This is a genomic window from Colwellia sp. C1TZA3 (assembly GCF_007954265.1).
GTDB lineage: Bacteria > Pseudomonadota > Gammaproteobacteria > Enterobacterales > Alteromonadaceae > Cognaticolwellia.
Genome location: NZ_VOLS01000001.1, coordinates 44,590 through 69,057, shown reverse-complemented (window position 1 = coordinate 69,057; position 24,468 = coordinate 44,590). Strand labels below are relative to the sequence as shown.

Sequence of the window (24,468 nt, the reverse complement as noted above, 5' to 3'; positions counted from 1 at the left end):
TGTTGTTATGAACAGGTAAAGCAAATTAAATTTAAAAACTATTTCAAACTAGCCAATTATTCATTGTTGGTTAGGCCGATAATAAAAATTATTAAGGAATTAAATCATGGCGTTAGCCGAAAAAAAAGACATTAAAAAAGTAGTATTGGCCTATTCAGGTGGTTTAGATACTTCAGCTATCATCCCGTGGTTAAAAGAGAATTATGATGGCTGTGAAGTGGTGGCATTTTGTGCTGATGTGGGGCAGGGCGAAGAAGAACTTGTCGGCATTAAAGAAAAGGCCATCGCATCAGGCGCTTCAGAGTGCTATGTAGTTGACTTAAAAGAAGAATATGTAAAAGACTATATTTACCCTATTATCAAAACCGGTGCGGTTTATGAAGGCCAGTATTTATTAGGCACGTCAATGGCACGGCCAGTGATTGCCAAAGCTCATATCGAAATTGCTTTAAAAGTTGGCGCTGATGCGGTTTGTCACGGTTGTACCGGTAAAGGTAACGACCAAGTACGTTTTGAAGCCTGTTTTGCTGCCTTAGCACCACAGTTAACGGTTATTGCCCCTTGGCGTGAATGGGATATGGTTTCACGCGAAGACCTATTAGATTATTTAGCTGAGCGTAATATCCCTTGTGCGGCATCATTAACTAAAATTTATAGCCGTGACGCTAATGCTTGGCATATATCGCATGAAGGTGGCGAGCTAGAAGACCCTTGGTGTGAGCCTTCAAAAGAAGTGTGGACTATGACAGTTGACCCTATGGACGCACCCAATGAAGCGGGCAAAGTCATGCTCAGCTTTGATAAAGGTGAGTTAGTTGCTGTCGACGGCGAGCCAATGTCAGCCTATCAGTCATTAATGTATTTAAACGAAAAAGCCGCTGCACATGGTGTTGGCCGTATCGATATTGTCGAAAACCGTTTAGTTGGTATGAAGTCTCGTGGTTGTTATGAAACCCCAGGTGGTACCGTTTTAATGGCGGCTTACAAAGGGCTAGAGTCATTAATATTAGATAAAGAGTCATTAAAGTATCGCGAATCTGTTGGTCATGAATTTTCACATGTTATTTATGATGGTCGTTGGTTTACACCTCTGGCGAAAGCGCAACTTGCCTCTGCTGCCTCTTTTGCTGAAAAAGTAACCGGTGATGTGGTGGTCAAACTTTATAAAGGTATGGCACAAGTGACTCAACGTCGTTCACCAAACAGCTTGTACTCAGAAGCGTTTGCTACCTTTGGCGCTGATGATGTTTATGACCAAAAACATGCGGAAGGTTTTATTCGTTTGTTTAGCTTATCAAGTAGAATTACCGCACTTAAACAAGCAGACTCAGTAATTACTGCAAAAAAATAAAGGTAGAGGAATTTAGTCATGGCATTATGGGGTGGACGCTTTAAAGAGCAAGCCAGTGTACAGTTTAAAAAGTTTAATGACTCTTTACCTGTTGATTATCGTTTGGCAGTGCAAGACATTGTTGGGTCTATTGCATGGGCTGAAGCATTAACCACGGTTGATGTGTTAAGCCAAGCAGAGTTTCAGCAATTAAAAGCAGCGTTGTTAGAATTAAAAGCTTCAGTTGAAGAAAATCCAAAGCAAATTTTAGCGTCTGACGCAGAAGATATTCATAGTTGGGTGGAAATTAACCTGATAGAAAAAACCGGTGATTTAGGCAAAAAGTTACATACCGGTCGCAGTCGTAATGACCAAGTAGCCACTGACTTAAAACTTTGGTGTAAAGAAACTGGCAGTGATTTACTTTATGCTTTAGTGAATTTACAACAGGCGGTATTAGATCTGGCTGAACGTGAACGTAATACGGTATTGCCCGGCTATACCCATTTGCAACGCGCCCAACCGATAACTTTTGGCCATTGGTGTTTGGCTTATGTAGAAATGTTTAACCGTGATATTGGTCGCCTAAAAGACGCCTTATATCGCGCTGACACATCACCACTAGGTTCAGGTGCCTTGGCCGGTACAGCGTATCCGATTGACCGTGAGCTACTTGCCCATAATCTTGGCTTTCGCAGTGCAACACTGAATAGTTTAGATGCGGTTTCAGACCGTGATCATGTCATTGAATTATTATCCACCGCTAGTATTAGCATGATGCATTTATCGCGTTTTGCTGAAGACTTGGTTTTTTACAATTCAGGTGAAGCCGGTTTTGTAGAAATGAGCGATTTAGTTAGCTCAGGTTCGTCATTAATGCCCCAAAAGAAAAACCCAGATGCCTGTGAATTACTGCGCGGTAAAGCAGGGCGAGTGATGGGTTCACTCACCGGTATGATGATGACTATGAAAGCTTTGCCACTGGCATATAATAAAGACATGCAAGAAGATAAAGAGGGCTTATTTGATGCCCTTGATACTTGGCAAGAATGCATGCAAATGGCAGTGTTAATTGCTGAAGGCTTAACGGTCAATCGTGCGCGTACTTTAGCCGCGGCTCAGCAAGGTTACGCGAACTCAACCGAGCTTGCTGACTATCTTGTTAGTAAAGATATTCCCTTTCGAGAAGCCCATCATATTGTTGGTGAAGTGGTGTTGGCGGCCATCGATGCTGGACATGCGTTGGAAGATTTTTCGATTGCACAATTACAAAAATTTAGTGACAAAATTGAACAAGATGTCTACCAACACTTATCGATTGAATCTTGTTTAGATAAGCGAGATGCCATCGGTGGCACTTCGCCTCAGCAAGTCGAAAAAGCCTTAGCAGAAGTTCAGTCAGGTAATATTTTAGCTGATAACCAAGACACCTTAAACACCCAAGTTTTAGGCGCGCCGAGTAAAACACAAATTAACTTGACCTTAAAACAAGTAAAACAACGTTTAAATGCCCAACGTGCCGCAGCCATGTCGGTGCGAAGAGCAAGAATGTCAGATATTGACAGTATCTCGGCTTTGGTCGATTACTGGGCCGAGCGCGGTGAAATACTGCCACGCAGTCGCGATAATATTATTCACGCGGTACAAAATTTTGTTGTTGCTGAAGTTGATGGAGCTGTAGTGGGCTGTGCGTCACTTTATATCTACCAAACAGGTCTTGCCGAGATCCGTACCGTGGTGATTGATAAAACCGCCCATGGTCAAGGTCAAGGGCAAGCACTGGTGCAATATTTATTAGAATTTGCTCATCAAATGCAACTGCAAAAAATTATTGTGCTGACTTATATTCCAAACTATTTTCAACAGTTAGGTTTTAACTTAATTGATAAAAATTCTCTAGCAGACAACATCATAGAAGACAGTGAGCAAAGCCCTCATAAAGACCCTGCCGATGAAGTTGCTATGGAATATATTGTTAATCGTTGTGCTGAAAAAGTTTAGCCACTTTAATGTTTATAGCCACTCAACCCTAAGTTGCCCAAATCTATATTTTGGGGTTGAGCGGGTATTTATAAGTTATCTATAAGTTATACATAAGCGATAAATATTAGTGATCAGATGTCATGAATAGTAATGAAGATAATGTAAAGTGGTTTAGGAATGCAGCGCCCTATATAAATGCGCATCGTGGTAAAACCTTTGTCTTGATGTTTGGCGGCGAAGCTGTTCAGCACGCAAATTTTGCCAATATCATTCATGATATTGCTTTACTAAGAAGTTTGGGTGTTAAGTTGGTCCTGGTGCATGGTGCGCGTGTGCAAATCGAAGAACGGCTCAAAGCTCGTGCCCTACCACAACAAATTGAAGGTAATATACGTATTACTGACGCCGACACCTTGATGGCGGTAAAAGACGCCACGGGTTCGTTGCGTATTCATATTGAAGCGTTGTTAACCATGGGCTTAGTTAACTCGCCGATGCACGGCGCGCAAATTCGGGTTAGTACCGGTAATTTTGTTATTGCTAAGCCCATTGGTGTGCGTGATGGTATTGATTTTAAGCATACCGGTTTGGTGCGGCGTATTGACGCGGAAGGTATTAATACTCAATTAGATTTTGGTTCAATAGTGTTGTTGTCGCCGGTGGGTTATTCATCAACCGGTGAAGTGTTTAATTTAGCGCTAGAAGATGTGGCAGCAAAAACTGCGATAGCGTTAAAAGCCGATAAACTGATCACTTTAACTGAGCAAGCGGGCTTACTTGATAAAAAGGGCGCTTTAATTCGAAGTTGTGGTGTGGCGACGGTCAGCCAATTACTTGCTGAGCAAGATGATCATGTTCAGCAGTTACTGTTAAAAGCGATTATACAATGTGGCAAACAAGGGGTTGAGCGTTGCCATAGTGTTAGTTACACCAGTGATAGTGCTTTATTGCAGGAGCTATTTACCCGTGATGGCGCAGGAACTCTAATTGCCAAAGATCACCAAGAACAATTGTCAGCGGCTAGTATTGATGATGTCGGCGGCATAGTAGAGTTAATTGCGCCACTGGAAGCAGAAGGTGTGCTGGTTAAACGCTCGCGCGAGTTACTCGAAATTGAAATCGACCGCTTTACCGTGATTAAAAAAGAAGATGTGATTATCGCTTGTGCGGCACTTTATCCTTACCCAGAGGCAAGAACAGGTGAAATAGCTTGCTTGGTTATTCACCCAGATTATCGTGGTGGTAATCGTGGTATTCGTCTTATTCAAGCACTAGAACAGGCGGCGAAAAGACAGAACCTTACGTCAATTTTTGTCTTGACCACTGTGAGTGCACACTGGTTTATTGAACAAGGCTATAGCGAACAAGCTATTGATAAGTTACCAGAAGGTAAGCAGGAAATGTATAATATTCAGCGTAAGTCAAAGGCGTTTACTAAGCTTATTTGATCACCTTTGTAAATTTAATAGTAAAAGCAACCACATGGTTGCTTTTTTTATGTCTATAAATCCAGGAGTTATACCAGTTCCATTAAGTTTGTGATCTTGTTGTGCGCAGGAAAAATCACTCAAGGTAAGGCGCTCGATTGAGCAATAGCTGGCTATTGGGAGTGAGAGCAACACAGCCTTGAGCTATTTTAACTAGTACAAGTGAGCAATAACTTAATGGGATTGGTATAACTACTGACTAAATTTTATGCCTTGTATTTAGCCATTTTTCCTCATGAAAAAGGTGATCACTTAATTAATCAAATTGCTATTAGACGAGTAAATTATTTATAATAATAGGTAAATTTGAGTTATAAACTTCTCTCGGCGCGCTGCCATTGTTTACGGTCAGCGTATTCAGTACGGTAATTCAGGCAGAATATAATGACAAACTGGCTATTTATACCAATTGGCTGGCGAAGTGCTACGGTGTTAGTGAGCGATGTTGTTGGCCAATTTTAAAATAATTTAAGTATTGCTGCTACTGTTGGTACTGAGCGAGTTAAAATATCCTATGAGACTTTTTTGGCGCAGTTGTGACAGGACATTAAAACCAAGCGAGAACAAATATTCGCAGGTCTTAAAATGTTGCAACAGCTTGATGCACCCCTCGAAGGTATGATGATTAACCACAGTGAAAATATCGCTACCGATAAATATCATAATAAATATTACACTGAAGGTAATAATATCATTAATCTTTCCGCAAGAAAGCGTGGTTAACTGTAGCTAATAGAGTTTATACGGTGGCTGTTTTTGCGTACAATAGGGCAAATTTTTTATAGTCACTGTTATGAAAACACGCGCTAACTTTCCTTTACAAGCATTTAATAGCTTAAACGTGCCAGCTGTTACCGCTGAGATATTTCTCCCATCTACCGTTAAAGAACTGTCTGAAATAACCACGGATAAAGCGCTTAGGTCTTATATTCTTGGTGAAGGCACAAACACCTTGTTTTGTCAGGCAAAGGCACCGACGATTATTAAACCCAGGCTAATGGGTATTGAGGTCACTGAAAATGATGAATATTTTCAGGTCAGCGCCGCTTGTGGTGAAAATTGGCATAATTTGGTTTTGTTTTGCATTAGTCATGCTATATATGGTTTAGAAAATTTGGCCTTAATTCCCGGTAGTGTCGGTGCCGCGCCGGTACAAAATATTGGTGCTTATGGTATTGAGGTGAGTGACTTTATTGAGCGTGTTACTTGGTATGATTTTGCCGAAAAAAAGTTGGTGGATTTTAGCAACGCAGCGTGTCAATTTGGTTATCGTAACAGTATTTTTAAACAGGCATTAAATGGCAAAGGCATTATTACCCATGTGCATTTTTTATTACCAAAAGCCTGGCAGCCGGTTGACAGTTATCAGGGCTTAAACACTATTATCTCTCCGGTAACCCCACAGGCCATCATGGCAAAGGTTATACAGCTGCGTCAGACAAAATTACCTGATCCTAAACTACTGCCTAATGCGGGCAGCTTTTTTAAAAATCCGCTCGTTACTGAAGATTTTTTTCATGCTTTACAGCAGCAGTATCCGAAAATACCTTATTATCGACAACAAAGTGGTGAGATAAAATTAGCCGCGGGTTGGCTGATTGAGCAAGCAGGTCTTAAAGGCTTTCGTGACGGGGGCGTCGGTGTGCATGAAAACCAAGCCTTAGTGATCATTAACTATGACAGTAAGCATGGTCAGGATATTGTCGCGTTATCAGTCTATATTCAGGAAAAAATTATGGCTAAATTTAATCTTCACTTGATACCTGAAGTTAGGTTTATTGGCGCTGATGGTGAGCTAAGTCATACTAATAGAGGGTGTCAGTAATGAAAGCAATTCGTGAACAGTTGATTAAAAAGCTGGTTAAAGGTGAGTTTTTGTCAGGGCAAGTCATAGGTGAAGAACTCGGCGTTAGTCGCGCGGCTATTTCAAAGCATATTAGTGCACTACAAGAAATGGGCTTTGATATTTTCAGTGTTACTGGCAAAGGTTATCGCTTAGCCGAACCCATTGAACTGCTCAACGAAAGTCTTATAGTTGCAGAGTTGGCCGAGCAAAACACTAGCGCCAAGGTAGAAGTTCATAACTTAATCGACTCAACTAATAGTTATTTAATGCGCCGTTTGCCAAACCAAAATGTTGTTGGGCAAGCCTGCATTGCTGAATATCAAAGTGCTGGGCGAGGGCGCAGGGGCCGAAAATGGATTTCACCTTTTGGCTCACATATTTACTTATCTATGTATTGGTATTTAGAGCAAGGCATGTCAGCAGCCATGGGCTTAAGTGTGGTTGCGGCACTGGCAGTGAGTGATGCAATAAAGGCCCTTTATCAGGTTGATGTTGAATTAAAGTGGCCAAATGATATCTATTTTAATGGCGTTAAACTTGCGGGCATCTTAATTGATCTCGAAGGTCAAGCGATGGAGCCTTGTCATTGCGTTATTGGCATTGGTCTCAATATTAAAATGCCAGCTAAGAGTGCGGTATTGGTCGATCAACCCTGGATTGATTTGTCGAGTGCTATTGGCGTTGATATTGATCGAAATATTTTAGCTGCTAACATCATTGCAGCTTTGCTTAGACGCTTAAAAGTACATAGCGAAACAGGCATCAATACCATGGTTGCTCAGTGGCACACACAAGACTTTTACTTTAACAAACCGGTGGCTTTGATTACTGGCGAAAAAGTGACTCGGGGTATTTGTCGTGGTATTAACGGCCAAGGGGCATTGATGTTAGAGGTTAATGGCCAAGTAAGTCCAGTATACGGTGGTGAAGTTAGCTTAAGGGCTAGGTTATGAGACTGTTAGTTGATGTCGGTAATACACAGGTAAAATATGTTTTTCAAACTCTTGGGAGCTCTGCACCACTTTCTGAGATTGTTTATCTCGACTATCACGCTTTTCAAACGCAGTTATCACAAGGTAAATTTTCACAGGTTAGCGAAGTTATTCTTGCTAACGTGCATGGTAACGAAGTGTACGATGCGATCGAAAAGTGGGTAGCACGCTATAATATTGCTTTTGTACAAGTACACAGTACAGCAAATGCCTTTGGTATATCTTCGTCGTACCAGCAGCCAGAAAGTTTAGGCGTTGATCGTTGGCTGGCTATGATAGGGGCAAAACAACTTTATCCACAACAAAATATACTGGTTATTGACGCAGGCACGGCGACAACCGTTGATCTGTTAGCGGCTAATGGCCAGCATTATGGTGGCTGGATCATGCCGGGTGTACAAACGCTATTTGATAGTTTATTAACCCGCACCACTAAAATTATTGCTACACCTAAAGTTACCGCAAGTATAGCTTTTGGTCAGGACAGCTCAAGTTGTTTGAACCATGGCAGTTGGGCCATGACCATAGGAGCGATTAAAGAAGCTATTATTCAAGCAAATAGTTTATTAACACTCGACAAGGTACTGATAACCGGTGGCAATGGCGAACAAATTGCTCAGCTACTGGCTGAACACTGTCAGCTTGAGCCAAAGTTAGTTTTTCTTGGTTTAAGCTGTTTTTAAGCGAGTTCGGGTAAGTGTTTATAGTTAAAAATTTGTGATTGTGGGTAAAAAACCATCAAACGCATAAAAACATGCTTATTTTTTGCATTTTGCTGTTGCAAGCACGAAAACATTACTCTAGAATTCGCACCACTTAATGTAGTGCCGACTTAGCTCAGTTGGTAGAGCAACTGACTTGTAATCAGTAGGTCGCCAGTTCGACTCCGGCAGTCGGCACCATTAATACATTACTTGTAATGTGACATTAAAATTTGGAGGGGTTCCCGAGTGGCCAAAGGGATCAGACTGTAAATCTGACGGCTCAGCCTTCGGTGGTTCGAATCCACCTCCCTCCACCATTTTAACAGAGATAATCTGATAGAATTTAGCGGGTGTCGTATACTGGCTATTACCTCAGCCTTCCAAGCTGATGAAGCGGGTTCGATTCCCGCCACCCGCTCCAGTCTTTATAAAGAAATGCTGATATGGCTCAGTTGGTAGAGCGCACCCTTGGTAAGGGTGAGGTCGGCAGTTCGAATCTGCCTATCAGCACCATTTCTTTAGACCTTCTATAGATTAATCAATGTTGACTAAAAATTAATAGATTTAATCTACCCAGAGGTACTTTAAGATGGCTAAAGCAAAATTTGAACGTTTAAAACCGCATGTTAACGTTGGTACTATCGGTCACGTCGATCACGGTAAAACAACTTTAACAGCCGCTATCTCTGCGGTATTAACTAAAGTTCACGGTGGTGAAGTTAAAGATTTCGCCCAAATCGATAACGCCCCTGAAGAACGTGAACGTGGTATTACCATTAACACTTCTCACATCGAATATGATACTGCTGCACGTCACTATGCACACGTAGATTGTCCTGGTCACGCCGATTACATCAAAAACATGATCACCGGTGCTGCACAAATGGATGGCGCTATCTTAGTAGTTGCTGCTACAGATGGTCCTATGCCACAAACACGTGAGCACATCTTGTTATCACGTCAAGTTGGCGTTCCTTTCATCATAGTATTCATGAACAAATGTGATGTTGTTGATGATGACGAATTATTAGAATTAGTAGAAATGGAAGTGCGTGAACTTCTTTCTGAATATGACTTCCCAGGTGATGATTTACCGGTAATTCAAGGTTCAGCACTTGGCGCTCTTCAAGGCGACGAGAAATGGGAAGCGAAAGTAATCGAACTTGCTGATGCATTAGATAACTACATTCCAGAGCCAGAGCGTGCAATCGACGGTGCATTCATTATGCCTATCGAAGATGTATTCTCAATTTCAGGTCGTGGTACGGTTGTAACAGGTCGTGTTGAACGCGGTATTGTTAAAATTGGCGATGCAGTTGAAGTTGTCGGTATTCGTGACACACAAACATCGACTTGTACGGGTGTTGAAATGTTCCGTAAATTGCTTGACGAAGGTCGTGCAGGCGAGAACTGTGGTGTACTTCTTCGTGGTCTTAAGCGTGAAGACGTTGAACGTGGTCAAGTACTATGTAAGCCTGGTTCAATTTCTCCTCATACTAAGTTTGAGTCAGAAGTTTACGTACTAAGCAAAGATGAAGGTGGTCGTCATACGCCATTCTTTAAAGGCTACCGTCCACAGTTTTACTTCCGTACAACGGATATTACTGGTGCAGTAGAGCTTCCTGAAGGTGTTGAAATGGTTATGCCAGGCGACAACTTGAAGTTTGTTGTCGAGCTAATCAACCCAGTTGCGATGGACGAAGGTCTACGCTTCGCTATCCGTGAAGGTGGTCGTACGGTTGGTGCTGGTGTTGTATCTAAAATTATCGCTTAATTTTAGTCTCCACTAATACTTAAAAAGACGCTTTGGCGTCTTTTTTGTTTTGTGGACTTATTTTAGTGAAGTGTAAGTAGGTTAATAGATGCGGGTGTTGTATCTGCTTTTACCTTAACGAGTTATTGCTTAGTTTTAGTCTCCACTAATACTTAAAAGGACGCTTCGGCGTCTTTTTTGTTTTGTGGCTTAGAAGCTAGATTTGAGTGGGAATACTATTTATAAAAGCCAATAAGTAGGGTGAAAAAGCAAGGCTGTTGCAGCATCTACTTAAAACTCGAAAATAGTCCTTGAGTAAAATATTTTGATTAGTATAATAGCGCCTCACTTCTAGAGTCTCTCTTAATTCCCAAACAACTAAGAATCACTCGGTAAGTGTAAGTACAGATTGAAGGGGTATAGTTCCAATTGGTAGAACAGCGGTCTCCAAAACCGACGGTTGGGAGTTCGAATCTCTCTACCCCTGCCATATTTGAGTAAAGTGCTTATTAGTTAAATAATAGGGGCTTTAGATTTTAACCTCGATTATATCGGGGTGCTTTGTCTTAGATTAGACACGTAATTACAGGTAGTAGATATGAATGCAAGTACTGAAACTGAACCAAGTGGTTCATTTGATTTTTTAAAGTGGAGCGTAATCGTTTTGCTTTTGGCTGGCGCTGTTTTTGGTAATTACTTTTTTGCTGAACAATCAGTTCTCGTTCGCGCCATAGCGGTAGTTGCTGCTATTGTTATTGCAGGGCTTATTGCTATGCAAACAGTCAAAGGTCGTACTGCTGTAGCATTTGCTAAAGAGTCTCGCACTGAAGTACGCAAAGTGGTTTGGCCAACACGTCAAGAAGCCGTGCAAACAACGGGTATAGTATTAGTAGCAACATTAATTATGTCTTTATTGCTTTGGGGTTTAGATTCAGTTCTGTTCTGGGTAGTTGGATTAATTACTGGATTAAAAGTAGGTTAAGGTACCGTCATGACTGAAGAAATTACAATTACAGATACGCCTGAAAAAAATAACAATCCTAAATTACGTTGGTATGTAGTCCAAGCGTTCTCTGGTTATGAAGGTCGTGTACAAAAAACACTAGTTGAGCATATTGGCATTCATGGCTTAGAAGAAAAGTTTGGTGATATACTTGTGCCGACTGAAGAAGTCATTGAGATGCGTGCTGGGCAAAAACGTAAAAGTTCACGTAAATTCTTTCCAGGCTATGTTTTGGTTCATATGGAATTAGACGATGAATCATGGCATTTAGTTAAAAGTGTGCCACGTGTTTTAGGTTTTATTGGTGGTACTAAAGAAAGACCTGCACCCATTTCACAAAAAGAGGCGGATCGAATTTTACAGCGCCTTGAAGACACTGACAAACCTAAACCTAAAACATTGTTTGAACCAGGCGAAGTGGTACGCGTTATTGACGGTCCATTTGCTGACTTTAACGGTGTTGTTGAAGAGCTTGATTACGAGAAAAATCGCATTAAAGTATCGGTGCTTATTTTTGGTCGTTCAACACCTGTTGATTTGGAATTTGGGCAAGTCGAAAAAGGCTAGCATTACATATTCCCTAAAAAGCCAGAGTTCTACTCTGGCTTTTTTATATCCTCTGATCTATTGCTTCTCCTGTAGTCCTCCTGCTTTTCTTCCGGTGAATTATTTTATTGATTTTTACAGGAAGGAAACAATGAGAAAGGAATGAGTCGATATTTACAAATCTAAAGACTTTTGATCTATTGCTTCTCCTGTATTCCTCCTTCTTTTCTCCCTGTAAATTATTTTATTATTTTTTATAGGAATAAAGTAATGGGCAGGGCATGAATAGAGACTTAACAATTATAACGTTTCTTGATCTACTGCTTTGTTAAAGTCGACCTGCTTTTTTTCCTTTGAATAATTTTATTATGTTTTTATAAGCAGGAGCTGATGAGAAAACAATGAGTAGATCCTCCGTTTGCTTACTGATTACGTTTGTCGCTCTTTTTTTATACAAATTAAGCATGATGTCTTGCACTACCCCCTTTGAATAATATATAATCCGCTGCCGATTTTATCTGATGAAGAGAAAATCGATTTTTTGTTAACGGGGAGCTGATTCTAATTATTAGCGTTTGAACCCATACTAAAGGTATTAAAACCATGGCTAAAAAAGTCACAGCTTTAATCAAGCTACAAGTTGCTGCTGGCGCAGCAAACCCGTCACCGCCAGTTGGTCCTGCACTAGGTCAACACGGTGTTAACATCATGGAATTTTGTAAAGCGTTTAACGCAAAAACAGATTCTTTGGAAAAAGGCGCTCCAGTACCAGTAGTTATTACTGTTTATGCTGATCGTTCTTTCACATTTGAAACAAAAACTCCACCTGCTGCTTACTTACTTTTGAAAGCTGCTGGTCTTAAGAGTGGTTCAGGTCGTCCTAACACTGATAAAGTTGGTACTGTTACTACAGCTCAACTTGAAGAAATTGTTAAGATTAAAGAAGCTGACCTTACGGCGAGTTCTTTAGAAGCGGCAGTACGTACTATTGCGGGTTCTGCTCGTTCAATGGGCTTAGTGGTAGGAGACGAATAAATGACTAAATTATCAAAACGTACTCGTCTTATCCGTGAAAAAGTAGACGTATTAAAAGAATATGACATCACTGAAGCACTTTCTTTGTTAAAAGAATTGGCTACTGCTAAATTTCGTGAAAGCGTAGATGTTGCCGTTAACCTTGGCATTGATGCTCGTAAATCAGATCAAAACGTACGTGGCGCAACGGTATTACCAAATGGTACAGGCCGTGATGTTCGTGTTGCTGTATTTACGCAAGGCGCTAACGCTGATAAAGCGAGAGAAGCCGGTGCTGACATCGTAGGTATGGAAGATTTAGCCGAGCAAGTTAAAGCCGGTCAAATGGACTTTGACGTTGTAATTGCTTCACCAGATGCTATGCGTGTTGTTGGTCAATTAGGTCAGATTTTAGGTCCACGTGGTCTAATGCCTAACCCGAAAGTTGGCACAGTTACACCTGACGTTGTTACTGCTATAAACAACGCAAAAGCGGGTCAAGTCCGCTACCGCAATGACAAAAACGGTATCATCCATACTACGATTGGTAAGGCTGATTTCGACGATGCTAAATTGCAGGAAAACCTTGAGTCATTATTGGAAGCGCTTAAAAAAGCAAAACCAGCTAATGCTAAAGGCCAGTACATTAAGAAGATTTCTGTTTCAACGACTATGGGTGCCGGCGTTGCCGTTAACCAAGCTAGCTTGACGCAGTAATTTTCTGTGAGGTGTTGATTATCGACACTTTACAAGGGCGAAGTTGTAGACTATAATTTCGCCCCTTAAATTTTGGTAGGTGTTGTCTACTAAATAAGCATTAATTTGCTTTAGACAACCCCGTCAAAGACCGTAGGTGCCAAAACGATTCTTCGTTAAAAGCTTAATTTTCCTACGTAGATGGTGATTACCCAGTATTTCCTAATTCTGGTCCTCGCCGTAACGGCCTAGGTAAACATTAGTTTACTTAGGGATAGTAAATACCGGTTTCTTATTGCCGGTGAACCAGGAGTAAAGCCAATGGCTATCAATCTTGATGACAAAAAAGCAATTGTTGCTGAAGTTCAAGAAGCTGCTAATGGCGCTCAATCAGCTGTAATCGCGGATTCTCGCGGTGTTGCAGTTGAAGCAATAACGACTTTACGTAAAGAAGCGCGTATTAACGGTGTATGGATGAAAGTTATCCGTAACACGTTAGCACGTCGTGCTTTACAAGGTACTGACTTTGAATGTGTTGCTGACACATTAGTTGGTCCATCGTTAATTGCATTCTCAAACGAGCATCCAGGTGCAGCAGCGCGTTTATTTACAGACTTTGCGAAGAAAAATCCATCGTTTGAATTAAAAGCAGCCGCATTTGAAGGTAATGCAGTAGACGTAAACATGTTAGCTAAGCTACCAACTTACGACGAAGCAATTGCCCGTTTAATGAGCGCAATGAAAGAAGCATCTGCAGGCAAATTAGTCCGCACGATTGCTGCAGTACGCGAACAGAAAGAACAAGAAGCGGCTTAATAATTGTTTACCTCTGCTATTACTTAAACATATGCAGAGCACAATTCGCACTTTTTGTATTTATAGTTATTTCAAACAGCCAAAGGCTGTTTATTAAAAAACAGGAAATTTAAAATGTCTATTTCTAAAGACGATATCCTAAACGCAGTTGCTGAAATGTCAGTAATGGACGTTGTTGCACTTATTGAAGCAATGGAAGAAAAATTTGGCGTATCTGCATCAGCTGCTGTTGCCGCTGCTGGACCTGCTGAAGCTGTTGAAGAACAAACTGAATTTGATGTAGTAATGACTAGCTTCGGCGAGAAGAAAGTTGCTGTAATCAAAGCAGTTCGTGGCGCTACAGGTCTTGGCTTAAAAGAAGCTAAAGATTTAGTTGAATCAGCTCCAAAAGCAATTAAAGAAGGCGTTGATAAAGCTGAAGCTGAAGCGCTTAAGAAAACTCTCGAAGAAGCAGGTGCTTCTGTTGAGATCAAATAGTCTGTTTTTAAACAGATTATTTGCCTGAAAAGGCAATGGCTGGTGATTTAAACGTCACCGGCCTTTTTGCGCTAAAGAAAGTGGTTTTTTTTTAAACCAAAACAGTGCATTATTTGATGCTTGATAAAAAAAGTATCACTGCTATATCCTGTCTTTTTTAAGACAGATTCGGCCATAACCAGCAAGCTGAGGAACCCCATGGTTTACTCTTACTCTGAAAAGAAACGTATTCGTAAGGACTTTGGTAAAAGTGTTCAAGTAATGGATTATCCATTCTTGTTATCAATCCAACTCGAATCTTTCCGTAAGTTTATTGATATTGATCCAACAGGTGAAACAGGCCTAGAGGCTGCATTTCATTCTATTTTTCCAATTAAAGCTTATTCTGGTAGCTCAGAATTACAATTTGTAAGCTATCGTTTGGGCGAGCCGTTATTTGACGTTAAAGAATGTCAAATTCGCGGTATCACCTACTCTGCGCCATTACGCGTTAAATTACGTTTAGTCGTTTATGATAAAGAAGCGGCGGCAGGCACAGTAAAAGATATCAAAGAACAAGAAGTATACATGGGTGAAATACCATTAATGACTGACAACGGTACGTTTGTCATCAATGGTACAGAGCGTGTTATTGTTTCACAATTACACCGTTCTCCAGGTGTGTTTTTCGATCACGATAAAGGAAAAACGCATTCATCAGGTAAAGTGTTATATAACGCTCGTGTTATTCCTTACCGTGGTTCATGGTTAGATTTCGAATTTGATCCAAAAGATAACTTGTTTGTTCGTATTGACCGTCGTCGTAAATTACCTGCGTCGATCATTTTGCGTGCTTTAGAGTACTCAACAGAAGAAATTCTAGCTATCTTCTACGATACAACAGACTTTACTATTAAAGGCGATAAGCTAGTAATGGATTTAATTCCAGAACGCTTACGTGGTGAAACGGCTACTTTCGATATCACATTACCTAAAGGTGATGTTTTAGTTGAGCAAGGTCGTCGCATTACCGCTCGTCATATTAGGTCGTTAGAAAAAGCTAAGCTTGAAAAACTAGAAGTACCTGCTGAATATATCGTCGGCAAAGTATTGTCTAAAGCTTATATTGACAAATCTACCGGTGAAGTGATTGCTGAAGCAAACGCTGAGATCACACTAGAAATGTTAGCCGAGCTAAGTCAAGCTGGGCATAAAGTACTTTCTACTTTATATATGAACGAATTTGATGTTGGTTCATATATGTCAGACACCTTGCGTGTTGACAATTCAACCAACCGCTTAGAAGCGTTAGTTGAAATTTATCGTATGATGCGTCCAGGCGAGCCGCCAACAAAAGACGCAGCAGATACACTATTTAACAACCTATTTTTTGCATTAGAGCGTTATGACCTATCAACAGTAGGTCGTATGAAGTTCAACCGTCGTGTTGGCAATGCAGATGATATTGGTACCGGTGTGTTGTCTAAAGAAGATATCATTTCTGTAATGAAAACCTTAATCGGCATACGTGACGGTAAAGGTGAAGTTGATGATATTGATCACTTAGGTAACCGTCGTATTCGCTCTGTTGGTGAAATGGCAGAAAACCAATTCCGTGTTGGTTTAGTACGTGTTGAACGTGCTGTTCGTGAGCGTTTAAGTCTTGGCGACTTAGATGCGATCATGCCACAAGATTTAATTAACGCTAAGCCGATTTCTGCTGCCGTTAAAGAATTCTTTGGTTCATCACAATTGTCACAATTTATGGATCAAAACAACCCATTATCAGAAGTGACACATAAGCGTCGTATTTCTGCTTTAGGGCCAGGTGGTTTGACCCGTGAACGTGCCGGTTTTGAAGTTCGTGATGTACATCCAACTCACTATGGTCGTGTTTGTCCAATTGAAACACCGGAAGGTCCAAACATTGGTTTGATCAACTCGTTATCGTGTTATGCACGTACTAACGATTTCGGTTTCTTGGAAACACCTTACCGTAAGATTGTTGATGGTTTAATCACTGACGACATCGATTACCTTTCTGCTATTGAAGAAGGTAACTTTGTTATTGCACAAACCACAGCTAAAGTGGATGCTGAAGGCAAATTAATTGCTGGTTTAGTGGCTTGTCGTCATAAGAACGAATTTACTTTGATGTCTGCTGAACAAGTTCAGTATATGGATGTTTCTCCACAACAAATCGTTTCTGTTGCTGCGTCACTTATTCCATTCCTAGAGCACGATGATGCTAACAGAGCTTTGATGGGTTCTAACATGCAACGTCAAGCGGTACCAACATTAAGAGTGGATAAACCTCTTGTTGGTACGGGTATGGAGAAAATTGTTGCTGTTGACTCTGGTGTAACTGTTGTGGCAAAACGTGGCGGTGTTGTTGCCTACGTTGATGCTTCACGTATTGTGGTTAAAGTTAATGAAGATGAAATGCACGCTGGTGAAGCGGGTATTGATATTTACAACTTAACTAAATACACCCGTTCAAACCAAAACACCTGTATCAACCAGCGTCCATTGTGTCGTATGACTGAACCGGTAGTGCGTGGCGATGTATTAGCTGATGGTCCTTCAACCGATATGGGTGAATTGGCACTTGGCCAAAACATGCGTATTGCGTTTATGCCGTGGAATGGTTACAACTTTGAAGATTCAATGTTGTTATCTGAGCGTGTAGCTACTGAAGATCGTTTCACTACGATCCACATTCAAGAGCTAACGTGTATCGCTCGTGATACTAAGCTTGGTAGCGAAGAAATTACCGCTGATATTCCAAACGTTGGCGAATCTGCATTATCTAAATTAGATGAAGCGGGTGTTGTTTACATTGGCGCTGAAGTTAATGGTGGCGACATCTTAGTGGGTAAAGTTACTCCTAAAGGTGAAACACAGTTAACACCAGAAGAAAAATTATTACGTGCTATTTTTGGTGAAAAAGCAGCTGATGTTAAAGACAGCTCTTTGCGCGTACCTAACTCAGTGTCTGGTACCATCATCGATGTACAAATCTTCACCCGTGACGGTGTTGACAAAGATGCTCGTGCCGTTGAAATCGAAGAAATGCAACTTAAACAAGTTAAGAAAGACTTGGGTGATGAGTTTAGTATTTTAGAAGATGGCATCTATGCACGTGCGAAAAAATTATTGTTAGGCTCAGGGTTAAATGAATCTGATCTTAACAGCATGTCTCGTGATAAGTGGTTAGTTCAAAACTTGGCTGATGAAGGTCAACAGTCTGAGCTTGAACAAATCGCTGAACAATACGACAACATTAAAGCAGACTTTGATAAAAAGTATGAAGTTAAACGTCGTAAAATCACTCAAGGTGCTGATTTAGCACCAGGCGTGTTGAAAATTATTAAAGTGTACTTAGCGGTTAAGCGTCGTATCCAGCCAGGTGATAAAATGGCCGGACGTCATGGTAACAAGGGTGTTATTTCAAACGTAGTACCTGTTGAAGACATGCCTTACGATCAATACGGTGTTCCTGTTGATGTGGTACTTAACCCATTGGGTGTACCATCACGAATGAACATTGGTCAGATCCTAGAAACGCATCTAGGTATGGCAGCACGTGGTATTGGTGAGAAAATTAACCGTATGTTGGAAGCTCAATTAGAAATTCATAAATTACGTGAATTCTTAAAAGAAGTTTACAACCTAGGTGAATCTCGCCAAGAAGTCGATATTGATTCATTCTCAGACGACGAGATTATGCGCTTAGCGGGTAACTTACGAGCAGGTCTTCCTATTGCTACACCAGTATTTGATGGTGCCAGCGAGAGAGAAATTAAAGACTTATTTAAGCTTGCCGATATGCCTGAAAGTGGTCAATTTACCTTGACGGATGGCCGTACTGGTCGTAACTTTGAGCGTCCTGTGACGGTTGGTTACATGTATATGTTAAAACTAAACCATTTAGTTGATGACAAAATGCATGCACGTTCTACGGGTTCATACTCGCTAGTAACGCAACAGCCTCTAGGTGGTAAAGCACAGTTTGGTGGTCAGCGTTTTGGTGAGATGGAAGTATGGGCACTTGAAGCATACGGTGCTGCTTACACCTTGCAAGAAATGTTAACGGTTAAATCTGATGATGTTAACGGTCGTACTAAGATGTATAAAAACTTAGTTGACGGTGATCATCGCATGGAGCCGGGTATCCCTGAATCATTCAACGTATTGTTGAAAGAAATTCGTTCGTTGGGTATCAACATCGAATTAGATCAGGATTAAGCTACCTCAAGCTACATTGCTGACTTTTAGCACCAGCTGAAGTCAGTACAGGGAGAGAACAGATAACTGTTCTCTCCGGTATTTAACTCCGACAGGAGAGAGTGTGTGAAAGATTTACTTAAGTTTCTTAAGCAACAAAATCAAACAGAAGAGTTCGATGGTATTCGCATCGGACTAGCTTCACCTGACATGATTCGTTCATGGTCATTTGGTGAAGTAAAGAAACCTGAGACGATTAACTATCGTACTTTTAAGCCGGAACGTGATGGTTTGTTCTGTGCGCGTATTTTTGGCCCAGTTAAAGACTACGAATGTCTTTGTGGCAAATACAAACGCCTTAAGCACCGTGGTGTAATTTGTGAAAAATGTGGCGTTGAAGTTACATTGACTAAAGTTCGTCGTGACCGCATGGGTCATATCGAGCTAGCAAGTCCAGTTGCCCATATTTGGTTCTTAAAGTCATTACCATCTCGTATTGGTCTATTATTAGACATGACGTTACGTGATATTGAACGTGTGCTTTATTTTGAATCTTACGTTGTTACCGAACCTGGTATGACAACATTAGAAAAAAGCCAAATTCTAACCGAAGAAGAATATCTTGATGCGTTAGAAGAGCACGGTGACGAATTTGACGCGCTAATGGGTGCTGAAGCAGTACTTGCGTTATTGCAACAGATTGACCTTGACGGTGAAGTAGCGCAAATGCGTGAAGAATTACCTGAAATTGGCTCTGAAACAAAACGTAAGAAAATCACTAAACGTTTAAAGTTAATGGAAGCATTCGCGGCATCAGGTAATAAACCTGAGTGGATGATCATGAACGTTTTGCCAATTTTGCCACCAGATTTACGTCCGTTGGTACCATTGGATGGTGGTCGTTTTGCTACTTCAGATTTAAACGATTTATACCGTCGTGTTATTAACCGTAATAACCGTTTAAAACGTCTGCTTGATTTAGTAGCACCAGATATCATTGTACGTAACGAAAAGCGTATGTTGCAAGAATCTGTTGATGCTTTGCTAGATAACGGTCGTCGTGGTCGTGCTATTACCGGTTCTAACAAACGTCCGCTTAAATCACTTGCCGATATGATCAAAGGTAAGCAGGGTCGTTTCCGTCAGAATCTATTGGGTAAACGTGTTGATTACTCTGGTCGTTCTGTAATTACCGTTGGTCCAACACTGCGTTTGCATCAATGTGGTCTACCTAAGAAAATGGCATTAGAGTTATTCAAACCATTTATCTACGGTAAATTAGAAGCGCGTGGTTTAGCCACTACAATTAAAGCGGCTAAGAAACTGGTAGAGCGTGAAGGCGCTGAAGTTTGGGATGTGTTAGACGAAGTTATTCGTGAACACCCGGTTATGCTTAACCGTGCACCCACACTACATAGATTGGGTATCCAAGCGTTTGAACCGGTACTAATTGAAGGTAAAGCGATTCATTTACACCCGTTGGTTTGTGCGGCCTATAACGCCGATTTCGATGGTGACCAAATGGCGGTACACGTACCGTTGACCATCGAAGCACAAATGGAAGCACGTACGTTGATGATGTCAACGAATAACGTACTTTCTCCAGCGAACGGTGACCCTATCATCGTACCATCACAGGATGTTGTATTAGGTTTATATTACCTAACACGCGATCGTGTCAATGGTTTAGGTGAAGGTATGGTTTTTACCGACATTAAAGAAGCTGAAAAAGCCTATCGTACAGGCTTTGCTGAACTTCATGCCCGAGTGAAAATTCGTATTACTGAGCATGTACGTAACAGCGATGGTGTTTTTGAACCGGTAACTACGCTACGCGATACTACAGTTGGCCGTGCAATCTTATGGCAAGTATGTCCAGACGGCATGCCTTATGATCTTATCGATCAGCCACTAGGTAAAAAGCCAATTTCAAAACTGATTAACCATGCGTACCGTAACTTAGGTCTTAAAGATACTGTTATCTTTGCTGATCAAATTATGTACACAGGTTTCCATTACGCGATGATCGCGGGTGCTTCAGTGGGTATCGACGATATGGTTATTCCAGCGGCGAAATACACCATCATCGAAGATTCAGAAGAAGAAGTTAAAGAAATTCAAACTCAGTTCGAGCAAGGTCTTGTAACTCAGGGTGAAAAATACAACAAAGTTATTGATATATGGTCATCTGCCAACGAGAAAATCTCAAAAGCGATGATGGACAACTTATCAAAAGAAACTGTTATTAACCGTGACGGCGAGCCAGAAGAGCAAGACTCTTTTAACTCAATTTACATGATGGCCGATTCAGGTGCTCGTGGTAGTGCTGCTCAGATACGTCAGCTAGCTGGTATGCGTGGTTTGATGGCTAAGCCAGATGGTTCAATCATCGAAACACCAATCACCGCTAACTTCCGTGAAGGTTTGAACGTATTACAATACTTCATCTCTACTCATGGTGCGCGTAAAGGTTTGGCTGATACGGCATTGAAAACAGCTAACTCCGGTTACTTAACTCGTCGTTTAGTTGATGTTGCACAAGATTTAGTGGTTACCGAACATGATTGTGGCACACTAGACGGCCTACAAATGACGCCATTAATTGAAGGTGGCGATGTTGTTGAACCGTTACGTGAACGTGTGTTGGGTCGTGTTGTAGCTGAAGATGTGGTTAGACCGGGTACGAATGAAGTTTTACTTCCTCGTAATACTTTAATTGACGAAGCTTTATGTGATTTCATTGAAGAAAATTCAATTGATCAAATGAAAGTACGTTCAATTATTACTTGTAAAACCGATTTTGGTATTTGTGCTCATTGTTATGGTCGTGATTTGGCTCGTGGTCATATGATCAACCAAGGTGAAGCGATTGGCGTTGTGGCAGCACAATCTATCGGTGAACCTGGTACTCAGTTAACTATGCGTACGTTCCACATTGGTGGTGCGGCATCTCGTGCATCAGCAGAGAACAATGTACAAGTTAAGAACACAGGTACGCTGAAATTACAAAACGCTAAATTTGTAACTAACTCTGAAGATCACTTAGTGATCACTTCACGTTCATCTGAGCTAACAGTAATTGATGAGCTTGGTCGTGAGAAAGAGCGTTATAAAGTACCTTACGGTACCATTCTTAATAAGAAAGATGGCGAAGTACTAAATTCAGGCGATATCATTGCTAACTGGGATCCGCATACGCATCCTATTATCACAGAGGTTGCTGGTAAGATTCGATTCGTTGAGCTTATTGATGGCGTAACTATGGTTCGTCAAACTGATGATCTTACCGGTTTATCAAGCATTGTAGTTACAGATGTTGGTCAACGTAATACTGCAGGTAAAGAAATGCGCCCAGCGGTTAAATTGATTGATGCTAAAGGTAATGATGTGATGATTGCTGGCACTGAAATTCCAGCACAGTACTTCTTACCGGGTAACGCGATTATTAACCTAGAAGATGGTGTAGAAGTTGGTATTGGTGATGCGTTAGCGCGTATTCCTCAAGCGTCGTCAAAAACGCGTGATATTACCGGTGGTTTACCACGTGTAGCTGATTTATTTGAAGCGCGTAAGCCAAAACTTCCCGCTATATTAGCTGAGAAAACAGGTATTATCGCTTTCGGTAAAGAAACGAAAGGTAAAGTACGTTTATTAATCACTCAACCCAGTGGTGAAGTATACGAAGAGATGATCCCTAAAATGCGTCAGTTAAACGTCTTTGAAGGTGAATCTGTACTTAAAGGTGAAGTTATTGCCGATGGTCCAGAATCTCCACATGATATTTTACGTTTACGTGGTGTGGCACCAGTAGCTAACTATATTGTCAACGAAGTACAAGAAGTATATCGTTTACAAGGTGTTAAGATTAACGATAAGCACATTGAAGTCATTGTCCGTCAAATGATCCGCAAGTGTGAGATCCTAGATGCTGGTGATAGTACCTTCCTTAAAGGCGAAATCCTGGAAGTTGCTCGTGTCAATATCTCTAATCGTGAATTAGAAGCTGCAGGTAAGCAACCGGCTGAATACGAAATGCAAATGATGGGTATTACTAAAGCATCATTAGCCACTGAGTCATTCATCTCGGCAGCCTCTTTCCAAGAAACGACACGTGTACTGACTGAAGCAGCGGTAGCTGGCAAGAAAGATAAACTTCGTGGCTTGAAAGAGAATGTTATTGTTGGTCGCTTAATCCCAGCAGGTACAGGTTACTCTTACCATCAAGAACGTGCGCGTGCTAAAAACGCCGTTCCTGTAGAAGAAGTCACTGTATCAGCTGACGACGCAGCGCAAGCATTAACGGACGCTTTGAATGCAGATTTGTCATCTTAGTAAATAGTTTTGATAAATCGGTTAAAGCAGATGATTAACCTGTCTATTGCGAGTAAAGCTTGACAGGTTAAAGCTTGACCTATAGAATTCCGCGACCCCGTATTCCCTACTTTTATGTATTGAATACGAGGTCGCGGATTTTCACGTTTATAAGGGTGTAAATTTCCCCATTGATTGGAATTTACACAAATTTAACTAATCGGGAGCTATTTAATGGCAACTATTAACCAATTAGTACGTAAACCACGTGTAAGACAAGTAACTAAAAGTAACGTACCAGCGTTACAAGCTTGTCCACAACGTCGTGGCGTATGTACTCGTGTGTATACAACTACACCAAAAAAACCTAACTCAGCATTACGTAAAGTAGCTCGTGTTCGTTTAACTAACGGCTTCGAAGTAACTTCATACATCGGTGGTGAAGGTCATAACTTACAAGAGCATAGTGTTATCTTGATTCGTGGTGGTCGTGTTAAAGATTTACCAGGTGTGCGTTACCACACCGTTCGTGGTGCACTTGATTGTTCAGGTGTAAGCGACAGAAGACAAGGCCGTTCTAAATACGGTGCTAAACGACCTAAATCTTAAGCTATTTTATTTCTTTAATTAGAGATAGAAAGCGTTAAGTAAGGCCAAATAAAATATTAAATTTTGGGTTATACCTGAAAACAACGGAGAATTAAGATGCCAAGAAGACGCGTCGTAGGGCAACGTAAGATATTGCCAGATCCTAAGTTCCATAACGAACTTTTAGCAAAATTCATCAACATCCTTATGGTTGATGGCAAAAAATCTACTGCAGAAAAAATTGTTTACGGTGCATTAGACATTTTAACTGATAAAAACACTGAGAAAACTCACCTTGAGTTATTCGAAACAGCATTAGACAACATCCGCCCACAAGTGGAAGTAAAGTCTCGTCGTGTTGGTGGTTCTACTTACCAAGTTCCAGTTGAAGTTCGTCCTGTGCGTCGTAATGCACTAGCCATGCGTTGGTTAGTTGAAGCATCTCGTAAACGTGGTGAAAAATCAATGGCTCAGCGCCTAGCTAACGAAATGTTAGATGCGTCTGACAGCAAAGGTTCAGCGGTTAAGAAACGTGAAGACGTTCACCGTATGGCCGAAGCTAACAAAGCATTCGCTCACTACCGTTGGTAGGCACTATGAATTAGCAAAAATTGCTAATTCATAGTAACAAGTGTAATGCCGTGGTTATCACCAAATATCATTATTGATATCAAGTGATAACCACAACAGTTTTATAATCTGAGATAAAGTCTCAG

The 24,468-nt window shown here is 41.0% G+C and carries 18 protein-coding genes and 5 tRNA genes; all 23 read left to right on the top strand.

Annotated elements, in window-relative coordinates; all coding sequences use genetic code 11:
- Positions 1-106 precede the first annotated feature (106 nt).
- The 23 genes from ESZ39_RS00340 to rpsG all read left to right on the top strand — a co-directional run bounded on the left by ESZ39_RS00340 (position 107) and on the right by rpsG (position 24,343).
- A complete protein-coding gene (locus tag ESZ39_RS00340) occupies positions 107-1,351 on the top strand; it encodes an argininosuccinate synthase (protein ID WP_146877806.1) in 1,245 nt (414 codons plus the stop codon).
- An 18-nt stretch (positions 1,352-1,369) separates the two neighbouring features.
- Positions 1,370-3,331, top strand: coding sequence for an argininosuccinate lyase (gene argH / locus ESZ39_RS00335; protein ID WP_146877805.1), 1,962 nt, complete (start codon positions 1,370-1,372; stop codon positions 3,329-3,331).
- Positions 3,332-3,453: 122 nt separating this feature from the next.
- On the top strand, positions 3,454-4,761 hold the full coding sequence (gene argA / locus ESZ39_RS00330; protein WP_146877804.1) for an amino-acid N-acetyltransferase: 1,308 nt from the start codon (positions 3,454-3,456) through the stop codon (positions 4,759-4,761).
- Positions 4,762-5,385: 624 nt separating this feature from the next.
- Positions 5,386-5,523: a hypothetical protein gene (locus tag ESZ39_RS17680; protein ID WP_191321671.1), complete on the top strand. Its 138-nt coding sequence runs from the start codon at positions 5,386-5,388 to the stop codon at positions 5,521-5,523.
- A gap of 70 nt (positions 5,524-5,593) precedes the next feature.
- The gene (murB, locus tag ESZ39_RS00325; protein WP_146877803.1) at positions 5,594-6,625 is read left to right on the top strand and encodes a UDP-N-acetylmuramate dehydrogenase; all 1,032 of its coding nucleotides are present in this window, start codon (positions 5,594-5,596) and stop codon (positions 6,623-6,625) included.
- Entirely contained in the window at positions 6,625-7,599 is a 975-nt protein-coding gene (birA, locus tag ESZ39_RS00320; protein WP_146877802.1) for a bifunctional biotin--[acetyl-CoA-carboxylase] ligase/biotin operon repressor BirA, read from the top strand. The genes murB and birA overlap by 1 nt, the downstream gene beginning before the upstream one ends.
- Complete coding sequence (locus ESZ39_RS00315; RefSeq protein ID WP_146877801.1) at positions 7,596-8,321, top strand: type III pantothenate kinase; 726 nt, start codon at positions 7,596-7,598, stop codon at positions 8,319-8,321. The genes birA and ESZ39_RS00315 overlap by 4 nt, the downstream gene beginning before the upstream one ends.
- Before the next feature lie 143 nt (positions 8,322-8,464).
- Positions 8,465-8,540 (top strand) — tRNA-Thr (locus ESZ39_RS00310).
- Between the two features lie 34 nt (positions 8,541-8,574).
- Positions 8,575-8,659: transfer RNA gene (locus tag ESZ39_RS00305), tRNA-Tyr, on the top strand.
- Between the two features lie 29 nt (positions 8,660-8,688).
- Positions 8,689-8,763: transfer RNA gene (locus ESZ39_RS00300), tRNA-Gly, on the top strand.
- Positions 8,764-8,779: 16 nt separating this feature from the next.
- Positions 8,780-8,855: transfer RNA gene (locus ESZ39_RS00295), tRNA-Thr, on the top strand.
- A gap of 76 nt (positions 8,856-8,931) precedes the next feature.
- On the top strand, positions 8,932-10,116 hold the full coding sequence (gene tuf, locus ESZ39_RS00290) for an elongation factor Tu (protein ID WP_146877790.1): 1,185 nt from the start codon (positions 8,932-8,934) through the stop codon (positions 10,114-10,116).
- Positions 10,117-10,508: 392 nt separating this feature from the next.
- Positions 10,509-10,585 (top strand) — tRNA-Trp (locus ESZ39_RS00285).
- A 108-nt stretch (positions 10,586-10,693) separates the two neighbouring features.
- On the top strand, positions 10,694-11,077 hold the full coding sequence (gene secE / locus ESZ39_RS00280; protein ID WP_146877800.1) for a preprotein translocase subunit SecE: 384 nt from the start codon (positions 10,694-10,696) through the stop codon (positions 11,075-11,077).
- Between the two features lie 9 nt (positions 11,078-11,086).
- Entirely contained in the window at positions 11,087-11,665 is a 579-nt protein-coding gene (nusG, locus tag ESZ39_RS00275; RefSeq protein WP_146877799.1) for a transcription termination/antitermination protein NusG, read from the top strand.
- A gap of 582 nt (positions 11,666-12,247) precedes the next feature.
- On the top strand, positions 12,248-12,679 hold the full coding sequence (gene rplK, locus ESZ39_RS00270) for a 50S ribosomal protein L11 (RefSeq protein ID WP_146877798.1): 432 nt from the start codon (positions 12,248-12,250) through the stop codon (positions 12,677-12,679).
- On the top strand, positions 12,680-13,375 hold the full coding sequence (gene rplA / locus ESZ39_RS00265; RefSeq protein WP_146877797.1) for a 50S ribosomal protein L1: 696 nt from the start codon (positions 12,680-12,682) through the stop codon (positions 13,373-13,375). It abuts the gene before it with no gap.
- A 300-nt stretch (positions 13,376-13,675) separates the two neighbouring features.
- Entirely contained in the window at positions 13,676-14,170 is a 495-nt protein-coding gene (gene rplJ, locus ESZ39_RS00260; RefSeq protein WP_146877796.1) for a 50S ribosomal protein L10, read from the top strand.
- 114 nt (positions 14,171-14,284) lie between these two features.
- On the top strand, positions 14,285-14,647 hold the full coding sequence (gene rplL, locus ESZ39_RS00255) for a 50S ribosomal protein L7/L12 (RefSeq protein WP_146877795.1): 363 nt from the start codon (positions 14,285-14,287) through the stop codon (positions 14,645-14,647).
- Between the two features lie 198 nt (positions 14,648-14,845).
- Positions 14,846-18,874, top strand: coding sequence for a DNA-directed RNA polymerase subunit beta (gene rpoB, locus ESZ39_RS00250; RefSeq protein ID WP_146877794.1), 4,029 nt, complete (start codon positions 14,846-14,848; stop codon positions 18,872-18,874).
- Positions 18,875-18,979: 105 nt separating this feature from the next.
- A complete protein-coding gene (gene rpoC / locus ESZ39_RS00245) occupies positions 18,980-23,185 on the top strand; it encodes a DNA-directed RNA polymerase subunit beta' (RefSeq protein WP_146877793.1) in 4,206 nt (1,401 codons plus the stop codon).
- Positions 23,186-23,398: 213 nt separating this feature from the next.
- A complete protein-coding gene (gene rpsL, locus ESZ39_RS00240; RefSeq protein ID WP_011045492.1) occupies positions 23,399-23,773 on the top strand; it encodes a 30S ribosomal protein S12 in 375 nt (124 codons plus the stop codon).
- 96 nt (positions 23,774-23,869) lie between these two features.
- The gene (rpsG, locus tag ESZ39_RS00235; protein ID WP_146877792.1) at positions 23,870-24,343 is read left to right on the top strand and encodes a 30S ribosomal protein S7; all 474 of its coding nucleotides are present in this window, start codon (positions 23,870-23,872) and stop codon (positions 24,341-24,343) included.
- Positions 24,344-24,468 lie beyond the last annotated feature (125 nt).